Below are 16,336 nucleotides of genomic sequence, written 5' to 3' on the forward strand. Positions count from 1 at the left end.
TCATGACAGCGACATCAGGCTCGATCCGTCCGCCCCGCACCCTCGACGACGTCAAGGGCTGGTTCCCGGTCCTCGACCAGGTGCTCTTCGACTGGTTCCTCGACCGGCAGGAGAGCTCCGGGCTGCGGGGTGACCTGCTGGAGGTCGGGGTGTACATGGGCAAGAGCGCGATCTTCTCCGGGCGCCATCTGCGCGAGGGCGAGCGCTACACCGTGTGCGACCTCTTCGAGGGCGACGCGCCCGACGACGCCAACCGGGCGGAGTCGGTCAAGTCGTACTCCGCCCTCACCCGGCGGGTCTTCGAGGAGAACTACCTCGCCTTCCACGACGAGCTGCCGCGCGTCCTGCACGGCCCGAGCTCCGTGGTGCCGTCCGAGGTGGAGCCGGACTCCTGCCGGTTCGTCCACGTGGACGGCTCGCACCTGTACGAGCACGTGGAGGCCGACATCACGGCCGCCCGGGACGCCCTGCTGCCCGGTGGCGTGGTCGTCCTGGACGACTTCCGCTCCGAGCACACGCCCGGCGTCTCGATAGCCGTCTGGGAGGCCGTGCTGAACCGGGGGCTGCGCCCGATCTGCCTCAGCACTCAGAAGCTGTACGGCACCTGGGAGGACCCGGGTCCGGTGCAGGAGGAACTGCTGGCGATGGTGCGGGCCCGCACCGACTGTCACCTCAGCGTGCAGGAGGCGGCCGGACACCGCATCGTGCGCCTGAAGTCCAACGGCATGAAGGCTCCGTCGTTCCCGCCCTCCCGGCACCACCTCGCCGAACCCGAGGCGGCCCCTGCCCCCGCCGAGCCCCGGGCGGCCACGCCCGCCAGTCCCGTCCGCGGACGCTACGCCCGCAGGATCGCCAAGGACCTGCTGCCGCCCGTGGTCACCCGGGCCCTGCGCAACGCGCGCGGAACCGCACGCTGACCCCGTCCTCGTTCAGCTGATCCGGTACTGGGCCTCGATCCCCGCCAGCACCACCGCGAGGCCCTCCTCGTAGTGCCGGTCGTAGTCCTCGAAGATCTCCGCGCCCGCGGCCGCCGACAGCGGGAAGTCGGCCATCATGCGGGCGCGTTCCTCGACGTCGTAGCCCTCGCGACGCTCGTCGGGCAGGGGCCGCACGCCCTGTTCCTCGGTGACGAAGCCGAGTGTGTAGAGGTACGCGGTCGTGGTGGCGCGGACCGACCGGGCGAGGGTGAAGCCCGCGGCGGTGAAGATGCGCAGGGTCTCCTCCATCTGGCCGGCGTGCTCGATGCCGGTGAAGCGTGAACCGCTGAAGACCTTCGCGCCGTCGCGGTAGCCGAGCAGCGCGGTGCGCAGGCCGCGGTTGGCCTTGAGGAGCCGTTCCCGCCAGCTGTCGTCGGGGTCGAGGGCGGCGCCGGCGATCATCCGGCGGTACATCTCGGTCGCCATCTCGTCGAGCAGCGCCTGCTTGTCCTTGAAGTGCCAGTACAGCGCCGGTGCCTTGACGTCCAGCTCCCTGGCGATGGCGCGGAGGGTCAGCCCCTCCAGACCGACCTCGTTGAGCAGCTTCAGGGCGGTGTCCGCGACCCGTGTGCGGTCGAGGGGCGCGCGTCGTTCGGTAACCACGCTTGACAGCTTAACAGCGTTAAGGGCAGGCTCATGGCCGAGAGCACTTAACAACGTTAAGGAGAGTGGTCGCATGGCTGGTGGTTCTGTGGCTGTCGACACGGACGTCCTGGTCGTCGGCGCGGGCCCGACGGGTCTGGCGCTCGGCATCGACCTGGCCCGCAGGGGCGTGGACGCGCTCGTGGTGGAACGGGCCGACGAGCTGTTCCCCGGATCGCGCGGCAAGGGCATCCAGCCGCGCACCATGGAGGTCTTCGACGACCTCGGCGTCATCGACGCGATCCTCGCGGCCGGCGGAAGGTATCCGGTTCAGATGATCTGGCAGGACGGCGTACGGGCCGGGGAGCACCGGATGTTCGACCCGGCCGAGGCGAGCGAGGACTCGGCGTACGCCGAGCCGTGGATGGTGGCGCAGTGGCGCACGCAACAGATCCTGCACGCGCGGCTGACGGAACTGGGCGGCCGGGTCGCCTTCGGACGGGAGGTCGTCTCCGTCACCCAGCATCCCCTCGACGAAGGGACCGTGGCCCTGCGCCTGTCCTGCGGTGAGACACTGCGTGCCTGGTACGCCGTCGCCGCCGACGGTGGGCGCTCGGCGGTGCGGCGGGCCCTCGGCATCGGGATGACCGGCGAGACGGTCGACCCGCACCCGATGCTGGTGGCCGACGTACGGATCAGGGGGCTCGACCGCGACAACTGGCACGTCTTCCCGCCGCGCGGGGAGGGCGCCGGCTTCCTCGCGCTGTGCCCGCTCGCCGGGACGGAGGACTTCCAGGTCGCCGCCCAGTTCCCGGAGGGCACGGAGATCGACCTGACCCCGGACGGCATCCGCAAGGTCGTCGCCGACCGCTCCCGCCTGGCCGCGGAGGACGTCACCGAGGTTCGCTGGGCCTCGGACTTCCGCCCGCGCGCCGCCCTCGCCGACCGGTTCCGCTCCGGCCGGGTCTTCCTCGCCGGGGACGCGGCCCACGTCCACTCACCGGCCGGCGGCCAGGGCCTGAACACCAGCGTCCAGGACGCCTACAACCTGGGCTGGAAGCTGGGCGCGGTCCTGCGCGACGGGGCGGACGCGGCCCTGCTCGACACCTACGAGGAGGAGCGGCGGGCCGTCGCGGCGGACATGCTGGGCCTGTCCACCCGGGTCCACCGCGGTGAGACCCGCCGCGGCGAGGCGACCCGGCAACTCGGGCTGCACTACCGGGAGTCCTCCCTCACGACGGAGACGCGCACGTCCCCGGGCCCGGTGCGCGCCGGCGACCGGGCCCCCGACGGCACGGTGAACGGCGTCCGCCTCTTCGACGCGTTCCGGGGGCCGCACTGGACGCTGCTGGCGCTGGGCGTCGAGGCCCCGGAGCTGGGCGGGGCGGCGCGTGTCGTGCAGGGGCCCGCGCATCCGGCGTACGGCACCGGCCTGTTCCTGGTCCGTCCGGACGGTTACGTGGGGTGGGCGGGCGAAACGTGCGAGGGTCTGGCGGAGTTCGGCCGCCGCATCCGCCTTTAGAGACGCGAGCCGAATCCCCCTGGCCGGTCAGTCGTCGCCGTCGAGGAGGGTGTCGACGGAGAGGTCCAGGGTGACGCCGACGGATTCGGGGACGGGGACGGACTGGCCTCGCTTGTAGCGCTGGGGGTCGGGGTACTTGCCGTCCTCAGCGTTCTGGTACAGGAGGACCTCGTCGTGCGTGCGGTCGGCGATGACGTAGACGGGGATGCCGGCCCGGGCATAGACATCGACCTTGGTGGCTGTGTCGTTGGTCCAGTTGGAGGAAGTCACCTCCAGCACCAGGCGGAAGACGTGCGGCGCGTAGCAGTTCTTCTCGACGAGTGCGTCCTTGAAGTCCTCGTCAACCACGGAGAAGTCCGGCACTGCGTAGTCGTCCGGCCCGGTCGGCAACCACATGCCGATACCACCCACGTACCTGAGCCCTGCCTGCCTGGCCCGGACACGTGCGAACTCCTCGACAAGCCAGGTCAGAGTCTCCTGATGCGCCCCGTCCGGCGGCGGTGTCACAACAATGCTCCCGTTGAGGATCTCCACCCGGTGCCCGGGCAGCTCCTCCCACAGCCGGTCGGCAGCATCAGCGAGCGACGACTCGTACAGCATCACAGCCACGGCACCCTCCTTTCGGGAACACCCTTCATGAGGGTAACCGGGGATGTGTCCCTTCCGCCCTGGACCACTCGTTCGCCGTAACCGCCCAGCTCAGAACGCGTCCGACGGCACGTAGGTCCCCCAGACCTCCCGCAGGGCGTTGCACACCTCGCCCACGGTCGCCCGCGCCTTGAGGGCGTCCTTCATCGGGTACAGCACGTTGTCCTCGCCCTCGGCGGCCTTCTTCAGGGACGCCAGGGCGGTGTCGACCGCCGCCTGGTCGCGCTCGGCGCGCAGCTTCGCCAGCCGTTCCGCCTGCTGGGCCTCGATGGCCGGGTCGACGCGCAGGGGCTCGTACGGCTCCTCCAGGTCCAGCTGGAAACGGTTGACACCCACGACCACCCGCTGGCCGGCATCCGTCTCCTGCGCGATGCGGTACGCACTGCGCTCGATCTCGTTCTTCTGGAACCCGTGCTCGATCGCGGAGACCGCGCCTCCGAGGTCCTCGACCTTGGTCATCAGCTCCAGCGTCGCCGCCTCGACCTCGTCCGTCATCCTCTCGATGACGTAGGAGCCGGCGAAGGGGTCGACCGTCGCGGTCACGTCCGTCTCGTACGCCAGCACCTGCTGCGTACGCAGGGCCAGGCGCGCGCTCTTGTCGGTGGGCAGCGCGATCGCCTCGTCGAAGGAGTTCGTGTGCAGCGACTGCGTGCCGCCGAGCACCGCCGCCAGGCCCTGGACGGCCACGCGCACCAGGTTCACCTCCGGCTGCTGCGCCGTCAGCTGCACACCCGCCGTCTGCGTGTGGAAACGCAGCATCCACGACTTGGGGTTCTTCGCCCCGAACTCCTCCTTCATCACGCGCGCCCAGATCCGGCGGGCGGCACGGAACTTGGCCACCTCCTCCAGGATCGTCGTACGCGCGACGAAGAAGAACGACAGGCGCGGCGCGAAGTCGTCCACGTCCATGCCCGCCGCCACCGCGGTGCGGACGTACTCGATGCCGTCGGCCAGGGTGAAGGCGATCTCCTGCGCGGGGGACGCACCGGCTTCCGCCATGTGGTAGCCGGAGATCGAGATGGTGTTCCACTTGGGGATCTCGGCCTTGCAGTACTTGAAGATGTCGGCGATCAGACGCAGCGACGGCTTCGGCGGGAAGATGTACGTCCCGCGCGCGATGTACTCCTTCAGCACGTCGTTCTGGATCGTGCCGGTCAGCTTGTCGGCGCTGACGCCCTGCTCCTCGGCGACCAGTTGGTAGAGGAGCAGAAGCAGAGCCGCCGGGGCGTTGATCGTCATCGACGTCGACACCTTGTCCAGCGGGATCCCGCCGAACAGCACCCGCATGTCGTCGATCGAGTCGATGGCGACGCCCACCTTGCCGACCTCGCCGTGCGAGATGGCTGCGTCGGAGTCGTGGCCCATCTGGGTGGGCAGGTCGAAGGCGACCGAGAGGCCCATGGTGCCGTTGGCGATGAGCTGCTTGTAGCGGGCGTTGGACTCCGTCGCCGTACCGAAGCCGGCGTACTGGCGCATCGTCCAGGGGCGGCCGGTGTACATCGACGGATACACACCACGGGTGTAGGGATACGCCCCGGGATCACCCAGCTTCTCCGCAGGATCCCAGCCCGCCAGGGCGTCGGGCCCGTACACCGGCTTGATGGGCAGTCCGGACTCCGACTCGCGCGCCATGGTGTGATGCCTCCCGCTGGACAGTTCTTCGCAGTTACCGGCTGGTACAGACCGACCCTTCGACGGACTGTAGCGGCGGGCGTGCACCCCGTGGAGGGGAGCACGCTGGGACCTTCCTCACAGCCTCGCTGGGACCTGACTCACAGCGTGCGCCGCGGCCCCGAGGACCGCAATGCCGCCCTGTTCGCGACCCGTCATCCGGGGGAACATCTCCCGTGGGAACCGGGGCGGGGCAACGGTGAGTCGACGGGGGGCGCTGGTGCGTACTACGGGCATGGGGAGATCGATCGCGGCACTCGCGGGCGTGGCGGCCCTGCTGGCGGTGTGCGGCTGCAAGGCCGAGGGCGACGGCGCGGCGGGGCGGCCGCGGTCACCGGTGCACATCGAGGTGCCGGGTACGGCGTCGGCGACACCCGAGCGCGTGCCGACGCCCAAGTCCTCGCCCGCGGGGAACGAGTCCGAGAGGCCGAGCGCCGCGCCGCCCGCCTCGACGGCGCCACCCGCGCGCGTGCTGTGGTCGCGCGGCGACACCGGGCGGGACATCCGGGAGCTCCAGGCGCGGCTGCGGCAGGTCGCCTGGCTCTTCGACGGGCCGACCGGGACGTACGGCCCCGCCACGGAGAAGGCCGTCCGGGGCTTCCAGGGCAAGCGGGGGCTGCCGCAGACCGGGAAGACGGACACGGTCACCTGGCGGCGGCTGGTGGGGATGACCCGCGAACCGGGGCGGTGGGAGCTCTACCTGACGGGCGGCCAGCCGGCCGCGGCGCCGGATCCGCGCTGTATGACGGGCCGTGCGCTGTGCATCAGCAAGACGACGCGGACCCTGCGCTGGATGATCGACGGGCGGACGGTGTCGACGATGGCGGTCCGGTTCGGCTCGCAGTACACGCCGACCCGAGAAGGTGTGTTCCACGTCTACTGGAAGTCCCGGCACCATGTGTCCACGCTCTACGACTCCCCCATGCCGTACGCCATGTTCTTCAGCGGCGGACAGGCCGTGCACTACTCGGCGGACTTCGCGGCCCGGGGATACGCCGGTGCGTCGCACGGGTGCGTGAACGTACGGGACGAGGCGGCGATCGCGGCGCTGTTCGCGCAGGTGAGGAACGGCGACAAGGTCGTCGTCTACTGGTGAGGCGAGGAGGAGTGTGGGGCGCGGACGGGACCGGGGGAACGTGTCCCGCCCGCGCCAGGTGCACGAGCCGTGGGTACGGGGGGAACCCCGGCTCAGTGCGACGGCCGATGACCAGTCGGCTCACTGATTACTGCGCGCCGCCGCTCGAAAACGTCACACCCCGCGCGGAAAAAGTTCAGTGCGGGGTGAAGTCGCAGGTCAGAGGGGTGTGGCAAGGGGGGTCAGGCGGGCGGGTACGACGGTGACGGCCGCCGGTGCGGCGGCGCCGAGGTGGTGGTGGCCGGGGCGCGGATGACGCGGGGCTTCGGGGCCTTCGAAGCCGCCGGCGCGGCCTGTGCGGGGCCTGCCGCCGTCCTTGCCGAAGCCGCGATGGCCACCTCTGTGACCTGGGGCGTCGTTGCCGCCTTGGCCTTTGTCGCCCCCCTTGCGTCCCTGGCCTCCCTTTCCGCCCTTGCCGTCCTGGCCGCCGTTCCCGCCGCCCTCTCCGCTGCCCCCGCCCGTGCCCGTGCCGCTCTTGCCCGTGCCGCTCTTGCCCTTGCCGTCGTCGCGGGTGCCCTGGCCGGTGGTGTCACCGGCGAGGACGCCCTTGCAGTACGCGCGGACGTGCGAGGAACCGCCGGCCGCCCTCTCCAGGGCGCGCTTGCGGTCGGCGCCCGGGTTCCGCCCGTCGCGCAGGTCGCGGCAGGCGGAGGCGGCCCCGTCCCAGCCGGTGCCGGGAGCGGCGGGGGCGTCGGAGCCGGCGCCCCGCGGGTGACGGTTCGAGCCCGGCGAGGGCGAGGCGGGGGCGGAGTCGCCGGGAGTGCCTTCGGGCGAGGCGGAGCCGATGTCGCCGTCCGGGGCGACATCGGGCGAGGGCGACATGAGGGGGCGCTCGTCCGGGGCCGCCGCGCTCGGGGTGGAGGCGGCGGGACCCTGCTCGACACCGCCGAAGGGCCTGGGCACCACCCCGACCCCTACGGCCATGGCGACACCGCCGACCATCCCGGCGGCCAGCACCGCGGACAGCCCGAGCCGAACCGACCGCCCCCACCGGGACGACGTCCGCTGCCTCCGGCCGCCCTGCCCGCCGATGCGCACGACCCCGACGTCACCGACCCGCCCGGCAGGCGGTCGCCCACCGGCCGACGTACTCCCGGGGCCGCCGACACGAACCTCCTGGGCGGCATGGGACACGGTCCGCTCACCATGCGCCCGCTGCGCGGGAATCGGGGTCGCGCCCCGCTCCGGCGCCTCCCGCGGCTGCCCCACCGCGGCCGACTCCGTCCTCGCCTCGCGGAACGCCGCCAGGGCCGCGGCCTCGCCGGGGAGTTCCAGGTCGGCCGCGGGAGCGGGCGCGGACAGCGCGGCCAGGGCTTGGGCGAGGCGTTCCGCCTGCTCACGGGCGTCTGCGGCGACAGCGTTGTCCAAGGGCTCGCCGCGCAGCAGACGCTCCGCCGTGTCGCGGTTCAGCCACCGGCCGGGGGTTCGGGGATTCTCCCCCGGAAAGACACAGCGCTCGTCGGCCATCACATGCCCTTCTGCGTCCGCGCGCTCGCATGCGTCACACCGGCGGACGTCACCGCGTGCCCGCGCGACTCCCGCTGCGTCGGCAGCGCGTCGAGTCCGCCGGCCCGCTCCGGATCGCCCCCGAGCAGCTCGGCCAGCTTCTTCAACCCCCGGTGCGCCGCCGTGCGGACCGCTCCCGGCCGCTTGCCCAGCGTCTCCGCCGCGGTCTTCGCGTCGAGGCCAACGACGACGCGCAGCACGACCGCCTCGGCCTGGTCCTGGGGCAGGCGGGCGATGAGCGAGAGGGTGTGGTCGGTGGCCAGGGACTCCATGGCCTCGCCCGCGGTGTCGGACTCGGCGGCCCTGCCGGTCAGCTCGGTCTCGTCACCGCCGATCGCGGGGCGCCGTCCCCGCATGCGGACGTGGTCCAGCGCGCGGTTGCGGGCGATACGGGCGGCCCAGCCCCGGAACCGGTCCGCGTCACCGCTGAACCGTGCGAGGTCCCGGGCGATCTGGAGCCATGCCTCGGAGGCGACGTCCTCGGCGTCGAGGTCACCGACGAGTGTCCTGACGTACCCGAGCAGCCGTGGGTGCACCGAGCGGTACACAGTCCGGAACGCGGTCTCGTCTCCGTGCTGTGCCGCAAGCACCGCGGCTGTCAGCTCCGCGTCGTCCCCCAGCACCGCGCGCCCCTCTTGCGCCCAATCCGGCACCGCTGTCGCGGACCGGCTTCTCGCCGTCGTGTTCCTCGATCGATGGTCGCGGCCTGCGGGACCGCGGATGGTCGCGTTGGTCCCCGGCCTCCACAGTCCGGCGCGAAAGGCACGTTACGGCGTGAAACCGCCGCGCGTCCATGTCCGTAGAGCATGCAACCGACTCGTGACGCGATGAGGTGTGACACAAACCGCACGATGGGCGCTGTAGTGAGTACGGGCCGCCGCGCGCGCCCGTGCCGTGCGACGGCCGGGGCCTCTCCTGTGGGGGGTGGCGGCCCCGGCCGTTGCCTTGGCCGCCGGCCGGTGCCACGCGCTACCGCTGGGGCACAGACAGGGACACGCGGGTGTTACTGGCCCCGCTCCTTGCCGCCGTCGCCCTGGTCGCCCTGGACCTTGGACTCGTCGACCTTCTGCTTGCCGGTGTCGCCGTCCTGACCGCTGGTGCCGTTGACGGAGTTGTCGGCATTGTCAGTGTTGGCGTTGTTGTCAGTGTTGGCGCTGTTGTCAGTGTTCGCGTTGTTGTCAGTGCTCGCGTTGTTATCCGCGTTGTCGGCGTTCTGCCCCGTGCCGCCCCCGGCCCCCTTGCCGTCGCCTTTCCCGGCTCCCGGGGCGTCCCCGCCCGGTTTTCCGGTCTTCGTCGGCTTGCGCGTGGCCGACTCCGCGGCCAGTTGCCGGTCACAGTAGTCGGCGACCTTCTCCTCACCGCCCGCGGCCTCGACCAGCCGCCGCCAGGCCGTCGACTCCAGCGCCTTGCCCCGGCCGCCGACCTGCTCGTAGGCCCGGCAGTGGGCCGCGGTGTCCTGGGCGGTGGCCGGGTGATCCGGTCGTCCGGAGTCGGTGGGCGAACCGGAAGCCGTGGGCCGTCCGCCCGACGTCCCCGGAGCAGCGGTCGTCTGCTCGGTACGGCCCCCGCGGTCACCCGAGCCGTGGTCCGAGGAACCGCCCGTGCCGATCGCCGCGAACGCGACACCGCCCAGGGTGAGGCTCGCCACCAGCACGGACAGCGTGGCCTTCACCGAGCGCGCCCCGCGCCGCTGCTCGCGCGGCCGCCAGTCGTCCCGGCGCCGTGTACGCACCCTCGCCCGGTGCTCCCCGGCGTCGCGGGCGGCGCGGAACGCGGCCACGGCTCGCCCTTCGGCCTCGGTGTCGACACCGTCACCACGCATGGCGGCGGCGAGCAGCGCCTCCACCCCGGCCGCGTCGTCCGCCGGGCCGGAGCCGGGTCCCGCGTCCCCAGGGTGCACCCGCCGACGGCCGGGAAGCCCGCCGCCGCTCAGCCGTTCACCCATGTTCGTTTCCGTCCCTGTGTTCCTGTGCTCCTGCGTCCCTGTCCGGCCCCACGGCCGCATCGGCCCGAACCGAACCGCTCGGAGCCCGCCGGCCCCCCTGATCCAGGCCCCGCTGATCCGGACCCGACAGGTCCGGATCCCACTGATCCATACGGTCCGGCGCCGCCACCGTTCATTTCGACTCCCCCAGCGTCCGGGGGGCGTCATCCGTCACACTCCCGGCGCCACCCTCGCCGCCCAGCTGGCCGGCCAGGCGCTTCAGGCCCCGGTGCGCGGCGGTACGGACCGCGCCGGGGCGCTTGCCGAGGACCCGGGCGGCAGCCGGACCGTCCAGGCCCACGACGACCCGGAGCAGTACCGCCTCGGCCTGATCCCTGGGCAACCCGCGGACCAGGTCCAGGGCCCGCTCGGTGGCCAGCGACTCCAGGGCCTGGTCGTGGGTGCTGTGCGGGCCCGGCAGCTCCAGCAGGTCGGACTCCAGCGCCGACGCCCGGGGCCGTACCCGCTGCCTGCGCAGATGGTCGAGCGCGCGGTGCCGGGCGATGGTGGCCGTCCAACCGCGGAAACCGGCGCCGTCCCCCTTGAACCGTCCCAGGTCCCGCGATATCTCCAGCCAGGCGTCGGACGCGACGTCCTCCGCGTCGTCCCCGACGAGACCGCGCAGATAGCCGAGCAGCCCCGGCTGCACGATCCGGTACGCGACGGCGAACGCGGACTCGTCGCCGCCCTGGGCTCGCTCGACCGCCGCGCCCAGTTCCCCGTCGTACGCCTGTGCGCGCCGGGGGTGCCCTCCCTGGCCCAAGACTGTCCTCGTTCGTGCGGTGGTCGGAGCGGGGTCGTGGCGAGTCGCCGATCGTGCGACACGGTCCGGCCGCGGCCACGCCCCCACGGTCAACAGCGTCGGGCCGGTCCGAAGTGTCACAGCGCCCGCCTCGGCCGCCCCTCCGCCCGCCCCGGGCTCACTCGACCACTCCCTGGGCCGATGGCCGCCTGAGTCTGCCGTGCAGGGTGAGGTAGAAGGTCTGCAGGGAGTCCTCGGGGAGGCCCGAGTCGAAGCGGTTGAGGACCCGGCCGAGGGGGTTCCAGACCCGGCCGTCGGGCATACGGACGCCGACCGGCCGGCCGAAGAAGGCGCGCTGGTCGGCGTCGAAATCCACCCAGGCCGCCCCCGCCCGGCGTACGAGCACCTCGCCGACGTACGCGCCGAGGCCGAGGAGCGTCTCGCGGGCCCCCTCCCGGTCCGCGCCGCCCTTGCGCAGCCCGTCGACCAGGAAGTCGACGACACGCAGGCTGGCCACGGAGTAGTCGAGCGGGAGCCTGCTGCGGGCGGTGACCCGGGTGACGAACGCCGTCGCGAGACGGCGCATCTCCCTCGCGCACGTCACCCGTCCGTCCGCCTCGTCCATTCGGGACCCACCCTCCACTCGGCACCGGGGGCCCGGTACGGCCTCCCCCCGCCGCCTAAGCGGACGCGGTCCCGCAAACATCACGCGTCACGGGCGCGTCCGACGCCACACCGTGTGTGCGCCGGAAGTGCCCTGACCGCAGTTCAGCCCTGAGCCCCGCCCGTCGCGTCCCGGCACATCAGCCGCAGTGAGCCGTGGCCGGCGAAGCAGCGGCGCGCCTCGTCGATGGGGTCCCACAGGCGGCCGTCCGGCGTACGGATCCAGTGGTCACCGCCGGTCGCCCACCACTCGGCGCCGGTCTCGCGGGCGATCACCTCACCGGCGTACGCGCCGAAGCCGCGCAGCACGTTCTCCAGTGCGGCGGCCGGGACCCCCTCGTTCCGCAGCTGCTCGATCATCCGGTCGACGCGCCACAGACTCTGCGCCGAGTAGTCGAGGCGCACCCGCGCGCCCTCTCGCATCGTCGCCACCGCGTCCGCCGCCCACCGCGCGGGCTTCGCCGCCGCGTGGGGGCGGTTCCCCTGCGGGGCCCTCTCGTTCATCGTCCTCGTCGTCACACTCGTCCCAGTGGTCATACAAGGAAAAGCGAGGTCGGGCCGACGGGTGTCACGGGATTCGGGCCGCTGTCCGAGACCGGCGCAGGATTGCCGCACGTCCACCGCACGACCGACACAAGACCCTTTCGGCGTACGGGGTTTGATCCTCCGGGGTGAGTTCTCCCGTCGACCGCGGCGGCGGCGCCGCCACCGCCTCAGCCCCGCCCGCGCGCCCTGCGGGACACGACCGCACGCAGTACCCGCCGACCCTCCGTGGACACCTCGAGGGCACGGCGCAGACCGGCCGTGCCGTGGCCGGCCAGGACTTCCAGGACCGTGACCTGGCGGCGGAGCTCGGCGGCGACGAGGGGCGGGATCCCCTCGGTGCGGCCCTCGCGGCAGGCGTCGACCGGGGAAACGTTTCCGGCGGGGTCGAGCAGGCGGTGGATCTGGAGGGACGCGACGGAGCAGGCGTCGGCCCACATCCGCACCTCGTCGGCGGAGCGGTCGTCCGGCGCGGCGGCGAGCATGCGGCCGGCGAGCAGCACGGCCTCGTCGGCGGCGCCCGCCACGGGGTCCAGCTTGCCGCGCACCTGCTCGAGGAGCTCACCCCAGTCGGCGGCCGGATCGCTCCCGTCCGCGAGGCTCCCCCACAGGGGCCGCAGCACCTCGTCGTCCCCGCCCAGCAGGGGCACGCACCGATCAAGACAAGCCAGTCCGCTCGCGGCCAGTGCACGGTCGTCGGCCTGAGCGATGAGATCCACCAGGCTCATCCATGCCTCCCTCACCGGGGCGCCTTCGGTTGCGGAGCCCGCACTTCCCCTTACTGCGTGCGACGGCCCTCCAGCGTCACAGTACGTTTTCGGCCAGAGAACGACTCAACGCCCCGATGAGCTTGGCCGGAAACAATCGGCGCCGCTCAGCCCAGCCGGTTCGCCAGCGCCCTGAAGTCCGTCCAGGACAGCGGCGGCTTCCCGGGGTCCCACAGTTTCTGCACGGTCGCCCGCAACGGCATCCGTATCCCGGCCGCGACCTGGTCCTGGGTCTGCGCGTTCGGGAAATCACCCCAGACGGAGAAGGACCCGCCGAGTATCCGGTCGTCGTACCGGGACGACACGGCGACGTTCCCGCGCAGTACGCGGGGCGTCCACTGCTCGTAGATCCGCTGTCCGGTCGGGTAGACGAAGGTCTGGGGCTCGCCGAGGACGTAGTACAAGTACTCGTCGTTGTAGTTGATCACCTGCCGACCGGCGTTCAGGTACTCCAACGGCGGCCGGGCCCCGATCTCCTTGCCCGTCCAGTAGGCGACCTTGAGGTCCTTCGCCGGCTGCACAGCCGTCGTCCGGAAGAACCCGTCGTTCCACGCCCGTATCGAACGGTCGTGGGCGCGGACGGTGCCCGCGCGGTCGTTGAGCCAGCCGGTGGTGAGGTCGGCGACGGTGGCGCCGGAGCCGTACCTGTCCCGCGCGGCGGCGGCGAGCTGCGGGAAGGACGCTTCCGGGTTCGACACGACGAGCGCCTGGTACTCGTCGCCGCCGAGGTGCCACTGGCCGCCGGGGAAGAGCCCGGCGAACTCGTTCAGCAGGTCGTCGACGATGTCGGCGGACGCGCCCTTGGAGATGTCGATCGCGCCCTGCACCGCGCGCCCCTGCGCGTTGCGCAGCTGCAGGTCGGGATGAGCGGCGAGGACCGCGCCCAGATGGCCCGGCGAGTCGATCTCCGGCACGACGGTGATGTGCCGGGCCGCCGCCAGCGCGACGATCTTCTTCACCTGCGCCTTGGTGAGGTGATCCCTGGACACGATCTCCGGGTGGGTGTCGGACTGGATCCGGAACCCCTGGTCGTCGGAGAAGTGCAGCCCCAGCTGGTTGTACTTCAGGTCGCCCAGTTCCCGGATCCGGTCCTCGATCCAGCCCTCCGTGTAGGGCTTGCGCGCGATGTCCAGCGTGAACGCCCGCTGCGGCTTGGCGGGCTCGTCGCGTACGACGCCCTCCGGTGCCGTACCGCCGCCGTGCACCTCCTGCTTCAGCGTGCGCGTGCCGTAGAAGACGCCGGCGTCGTCGGGCCCACTGATGGTCACCCGCCCGCCGCGCACGGTCATGGAGTACGACTCCGGGTCCGCGCCCTTGTCGTCGTTCAGCGCCAGCCGTACGTCCCCGGCGCGCACGTCGTCCTTCTCGCCCGCGTACGTCATCCCCAGCTCACCCGCGACGAGCCGCCCCTCGTCGGTGAGGTCCTTGTCGCTGACGACCACCCGGTGACCGCTCGCCGGCTTCCACCCCGGCCCGCGCTCCGGAGTGTGCTCGCCGACGGCGGGTATGGTCCGGGGCGCCTTGGACAGCGGGTACGTACGCGTGGGGCTCGGCGTCGGAGTGGGTGCCGCCTGGGGCGGCGCGGCCACGGAGGGGGACGACGGGGCCTTCGAGGGCAGCGGCGCCGCCGAGCCCGCCGGCTCGCCCTCGTCGCCCGACGCCCACACGCCGAGCCCGACGCCGACGACGACGACTCCGGTCCCGATGACCAGCGCGCTCCGCGTCACGTTCTTCTCCGGCGCCCGGCGGCGCCTGTGCCGGTTCACACTGCCAACCTATGACCGAGTCGACCGAAGGGGATCCACCGCACGTTCTGAAACTCTTCCGTTCGGGTGAAATTCGGGTATCCGTCGGACACGACGTGACCACTCTCGATAACCTGACGACACACCTTTCACAGCATCCCCTGCCTAAACACACGTGACGCGAGGACCCACGCTGCCTGCGCACCTTCCCGGCCGAGTCGCCATACCCGCGCTACCCGAGCAGAGCCGCTGCACACCGTCCCCGACCCTGCTGGACGCGTTCAACTCCGTGCCCGCGGCCGAGGCCGAGCGCGCTCTCCTCACGTGCCTCCGCAGCCTCCACTGGGCCCGCCGCCTCACCGCTCACCGCCCCTACCCCGACCCGGAATCACTCCTGGCGGCGTCCGACGAGGCGGCCTACGACCTGACCTGGTCCGACCTGGCGGCGGCGCTGGCGGCGGAGACCCTGCCTTCCCTCCCGGAGGACATGTACGGCGCGGCCCACATGGCCCTGAACGCGGCCCTGGCGGCGTACCAGGCCCGCTTCGGCCACGCGTTCGTCATCTGCCTGCACGACCTCCCCCCGGACGAGGCCCTGAACCACGTCCTCGCGGCCATCCGGTCACGTTTGGCAAACGATCCGGAGGAGGAACGCGTGGTGGCAGCGGACGAACTGCGCCGCCTCGCAAAAGGACGGCTACTGGACCTCCTCAGGGGTGCGGGGCTGTGACCTGTGCGGCTCCGCCGCGGGGCGCGACCAGCACAAACGAAGCCGCACCCGGCGCATAACGGAACACACCACCCCATACTCCGCCCCGCTCCCCCATCCGCATGCCACTTTGATCACAGAGGTAGGCCCGGCTTAAGCCCCGCACGCACACGTCGCTACGATGCTGGGGGCCGGTGGACCGTACCCGGCCGGGCCCGACCGACAGCACAAGCCGGCGCGGCCCCGATACCCCGCTCCCGGAGGGACTTCCGTGCCGGCTGGAACGCTGTACCGCGGCCGGGAAGGAATGTGGTCCTGGGTGGCTCACCGAGTCACCGGCGTCCTCATCTTCTTCTTCCTGTTCGTTCACGTGCTGGACACCGCTCTCGTGCGTGTCTCCCCCGAGGACTACGACAAGGTCGTAGCCACGTACAAGACACCGATCGTGGCCGTGCTGGAGTACGGCCTCGTCGCCGCCATCCTCTTCCACGCTCTCAACGGCCTGCGTGTCATCGCCGTCGACTTCTGGTCGAAGGGCCCGCGCTACCAGAAGCAGATGCTCTGGACCGTCGTAGGCGTCTGGATCGTGCTGATGCTCGGGGCGATCTACCCCGTCCTCGGCCACGCCGCTCGTGAAGTGTTCGGGAGCTGAGACCGATGGCCACCACTGACACCACCGCGTCCGGGATCGGCCCCGTCGAGGGCGGCACCGGCTACTCCGTCGACAACCCGGCGCCCTACATCGAGGCCCCGCGCCAGCGGACCAGGAAGACGCCGAAGTCGACCCGCGGCAACTTCGAACTGGCCGCGTGGCTGTTCATGCGCCTGTCCGGCGTCGTCCTCGTCGTCCTGGTCATCGGCCACCTGCTGATCCAGCTCGTCCTCGACGGCGGCGTCTCCAAGATCGGCTTCGCCTTCGTGGCGGGCCGCTGGGCGAGCCCGTTCTGGCAGGTCTGGGACCTGCTGATGCTGTGGCTCGCGATGCTGCACGGCGCCAACGGCCTGCGCACGGTCATCAACGACTACGCGGAGCGCGCGAACACCCGGCTGTGGCTGAAGGGCCTGCTCTACACGGCCACGGTGTTCACCATCCTGCTGGGCACGCTGGTGATCTTCACCTTCGACCCGAACATCCGCTAGGC

Annotated in this window: 17 protein-coding genes; 6 read left to right on the forward strand and 11 right to left on the reverse strand. The window is 71.9% G+C overall.

Features of this window, described 5'->3' with window-relative positions:
- The first annotated feature begins 2 nt into the window (after positions 1–2).
- Positions 3–917, forward strand: coding sequence for a class I SAM-dependent methyltransferase (locus IG99_RS39005; RefSeq protein WP_037682876.1), 915 nt, complete (start codon positions 3–5; stop codon positions 915–917).
- 12 nt (positions 918–929) lie between these two features.
- On the opposite strand, the gene IG99_RS39010 is transcribed toward IG99_RS39005, so the two are convergent.
- Positions 930–1,580, reverse strand: coding sequence for a TetR/AcrR family transcriptional regulator (locus IG99_RS39010; protein ID WP_037682878.1), 651 nt, complete (start codon positions 1,578–1,580; stop codon positions 930–932).
- 73 nt (positions 1,581–1,653) lie between these two features.
- Between IG99_RS39010 and IG99_RS39015 the strand changes: the two genes are divergently transcribed.
- Positions 1,654–3,081: an FAD-dependent oxidoreductase gene (locus IG99_RS39015; RefSeq protein ID WP_037682879.1), complete on the forward strand. Its 1,428-nt coding sequence runs from the start codon at positions 1,654–1,656 to the stop codon at positions 3,079–3,081.
- Positions 3,082–3,108: 27 nt separating this feature from the next.
- Here IG99_RS39015 and IG99_RS39020 read toward each other — a convergent pair whose 3' ends face one another.
- Both IG99_RS39020 and IG99_RS39025 read right to left on the reverse strand, forming a co-directional pair.
- A complete protein-coding gene (locus IG99_RS39020) occupies positions 3,109–3,681 on the reverse strand; it encodes a Uma2 family endonuclease (RefSeq protein WP_051866478.1) in 573 nt (190 codons plus the stop codon).
- Between the two features lie 99 nt (positions 3,682–3,780).
- On the reverse strand, positions 3,781–5,361 hold the full coding sequence (locus IG99_RS39025) for an acyl-CoA mutase large subunit family protein (RefSeq protein ID WP_037682882.1): 1,581 nt from the start codon (positions 5,359–5,361) through the stop codon (positions 3,781–3,783).
- 274 nt (positions 5,362–5,635) lie between these two features.
- Here IG99_RS39025 and IG99_RS39030 point away from each other — a divergent pair, with 274 nt between their 5' ends.
- Positions 5,636–6,496 carry a L,D-transpeptidase family protein gene (locus tag IG99_RS39030; protein ID WP_037682886.1) on the forward strand — a complete coding sequence of 287 codons (861 nt, stop codon included), beginning with the start codon at positions 5,636–5,638 and terminating at the stop codon, positions 6,494–6,496.
- Between the two features lie 198 nt (positions 6,497–6,694).
- Here the strand turns inward: IG99_RS39030 and IG99_RS39035 are convergent, their stop codons facing one another.
- From IG99_RS39035 to IG99_RS39070, 8 genes are all read right to left on the reverse strand, one after another.
- Positions 6,695–8,002, reverse strand: a complete 1,308-nt coding sequence (locus tag IG99_RS39035) for a hypothetical protein (RefSeq protein ID WP_051866480.1) — start codon at positions 8,000–8,002, stop codon at positions 6,695–6,697.
- On the reverse strand, positions 8,002–8,664 hold the full coding sequence (locus IG99_RS39040; protein ID WP_037682889.1) for an RNA polymerase sigma factor: 663 nt from the start codon (positions 8,662–8,664) through the stop codon (positions 8,002–8,004). Before IG99_RS39040 ends, IG99_RS39035 begins: the two co-directional genes overlap by 1 nt.
- A gap of 380 nt (positions 8,665–9,044) precedes the next feature.
- Positions 9,045–9,986, reverse strand: coding sequence for a hypothetical protein (locus IG99_RS39045; RefSeq protein ID WP_063768387.1), 942 nt, complete (start codon positions 9,984–9,986; stop codon positions 9,045–9,047).
- A gap of 172 nt (positions 9,987–10,158) precedes the next feature.
- Positions 10,159–10,788 carry an RNA polymerase sigma factor gene (locus tag IG99_RS39050; RefSeq protein ID WP_037682893.1) on the reverse strand — a complete coding sequence of 210 codons (630 nt, stop codon included), beginning with the start codon at positions 10,786–10,788 and terminating at the stop codon, positions 10,159–10,161.
- A 157-nt stretch (positions 10,789–10,945) separates the two neighbouring features.
- Positions 10,946–11,392, reverse strand: a complete 447-nt coding sequence (locus tag IG99_RS39055) for a hypothetical protein (protein ID WP_037682895.1) — start codon at positions 11,390–11,392, stop codon at positions 10,946–10,948.
- 143 nt (positions 11,393–11,535) lie between these two features.
- Positions 11,536–11,934, reverse strand: coding sequence for a hypothetical protein (locus IG99_RS39060; RefSeq protein WP_107056135.1), 399 nt, complete (start codon positions 11,932–11,934; stop codon positions 11,536–11,538).
- A 209-nt stretch (positions 11,935–12,143) separates the two neighbouring features.
- Positions 12,144–12,701, reverse strand: coding sequence for a hypothetical protein (locus IG99_RS39065; RefSeq protein ID WP_037682899.1), 558 nt, complete (start codon positions 12,699–12,701; stop codon positions 12,144–12,146).
- 146 nt (positions 12,702–12,847) lie between these two features.
- Positions 12,848–14,506, reverse strand: coding sequence for a beta-N-acetylhexosaminidase (locus IG99_RS39070; protein ID WP_051866482.1), 1,659 nt, complete (start codon positions 14,504–14,506; stop codon positions 12,848–12,850).
- A gap of 154 nt (positions 14,507–14,660) precedes the next feature.
- Here IG99_RS39070 and IG99_RS39075 point away from each other — a divergent pair, with 154 nt between their 5' ends.
- The 3 genes from IG99_RS39075 (at position 14,661) to IG99_RS39085 (ending at position 16,334) form a co-directional block, all read left to right on the forward strand.
- Positions 14,661–15,215 (forward strand): 2-oxo-4-hydroxy-4-carboxy-5-ureidoimidazoline decarboxylase, encoded by a 555-nt coding sequence (locus IG99_RS39075; RefSeq protein WP_078948181.1) that lies wholly within the window; start codon positions 14,661–14,663, stop codon positions 15,213–15,215.
- A gap of 250 nt (positions 15,216–15,465) precedes the next feature.
- Positions 15,466–15,846 carry a succinate dehydrogenase, cytochrome b556 subunit gene (gene sdhC, locus IG99_RS39080; protein WP_078948182.1) on the forward strand — a complete coding sequence of 127 codons (381 nt, stop codon included), beginning with the start codon at positions 15,466–15,468 and terminating at the stop codon, positions 15,844–15,846.
- Between the two features lie 5 nt (positions 15,847–15,851).
- Complete coding sequence (locus IG99_RS39085) at positions 15,852–16,334, forward strand: succinate dehydrogenase hydrophobic membrane anchor subunit (RefSeq protein ID WP_037682902.1); 483 nt, start codon at positions 15,852–15,854, stop codon at positions 16,332–16,334.
- Positions 16,335–16,336: the final 2 nt, after the last annotated feature.

Origin of the sequence: Streptomyces griseus subsp. griseus (assembly GCF_000720255.1) — a bacterium.
Classification (GTDB): domain Bacteria; phylum Actinomycetota; class Actinomycetes; order Streptomycetales; family Streptomycetaceae; genus Streptomyces; species Streptomyces griseus_I.